Source organism: Streptomyces katrae, from assembly GCF_000966975.1.
Lineage (GTDB): Bacteria > Actinomycetota > Actinomycetes > Streptomycetales > Streptomycetaceae > Streptomyces > Streptomyces katrae.
The window spans coordinates 1-1302 of record NZ_JZWV01000583.1 but is presented as its reverse complement, the minus strand read 5'-3'; the positions used below and the strand labels follow the sequence as shown (position 1 = coordinate 1302).

The 1302-nt window shown below is 76.0% G+C and carries 1 protein-coding gene; it reads right to left on the bottom strand.

From position 1 onward, the window contains the following. A partial coding sequence (locus tag VR44_RS21040; protein ID WP_063778950.1) for an enolase C-terminal domain-like protein occupies nucleotides 1–1143 on the bottom strand: 1143 nt, incomplete at its 3' end. Nucleotides 1144–1302 lie beyond the last annotated feature (159 nt).

Here is a 1302-nt window from a genome sequence, read left to right as displayed (position 1 = left end):
AGATGTGTATAAGAGACAGACCCGGTACCGCTCCGCGCCGGTCCGGCGCAGCGCCAGCCCGAGCCCCGGCGCACCCGAGGCCCCCGGCCGCACCGAGCCCCCGGACGGGTCCAGCAGGCCCTCGCCCTCGAAGAGCAGCGGCTCCAGCCGGGCGTGGTCGTGGAACCACTCGATGTGCCGGAAGTCCGGTACGGCCGCCGCCGGATGGGCGTGGACGTGCGGGGCGCAGTGCGCCGACAGCTGCAGCCCCTGCGCCCGGGCGAGGGCGGCGACCCGCAGCCATTCGGTGATCCCGCCGCAGCGGGTGGCGTCGGCCTGCAGGCAGTCCACGGCCCCGGCCGCCGTCATCCGCGCGAAGTAGGGCAGGTCGTACCCGTACTCGCCGGCGGCCACGTCGCAGTCCAGCCGGTCGCGCAGCAGCCGCAGCCCGGCCAGGTCGTCCGAGGACACCGGCTCCTCGAACCACTCCACCCCGTACGCGGAGAGCTCGCGGCCCACCCGCAGCGCCTGCCCCCGCGCGTAGGCGCCGTTGGCGTCCACGTACAGCTCGGCCCCGGGCCCGATCACCTCCCGCGCCAGCGCCACCCGCGAGAGGTCGCGGCCGACGGCGCGGCCCCGGTCCTGCCCGATCTTGATCTTCACGCGCGGGATGTGCAGGCCGTGGACCCAGCTCTCCAGCTGTGCCCTGAGCCGCTCGTCCGGCGCCGCGGTGAACCCGCCGCTCCCGTACACCGGCACCTCCGGGCACACGGCCCCCAGCAGGTCCGCCAGCGGCAGCCCCACCAGGCGGGCCTTGAGGTCCCACAGGGCGATGTCCACCGCCGAGATCGCGCACGAGGCGATCCCGGGCCGTCCCGCGTTGCGCACGGCCCGGCACATGGACTCGTTGAGCCCCGGCACCCCGAAGGCGTCACGGCCCTCCACCACTTCCGCCAGCAGCTCCCGGACCACCTCCGCGGTCGCCGCCGGGGCGTACGTCCAGCCCAGCCCGCGCACCCCGCCGGCGTCCGCCTCCACCACCACCGCGGTCGTGGAATCCCAGGCCAGGGTGCCGTCCCCTTCCGGGGCATCGGCCGGCACGGTGTACGCGCCGACCCCGATCCGCTCCACCGGGACGTCCCCGCACTCCTTCCGCGCACGCATCCGGGCCCTCCTCTCCGTGGACGCACCCGCACCTACCCCCGCCCGCCGCCCGCAGTCCTCCCCGGGGCGTGTGCGGGCGGGGCGACGGGGTAGGCGCGGAGCGGACCAGTGGCACGCCGTACGGGAGGAACCACCAGGGATGAAGGAGCGGCAGGCTGC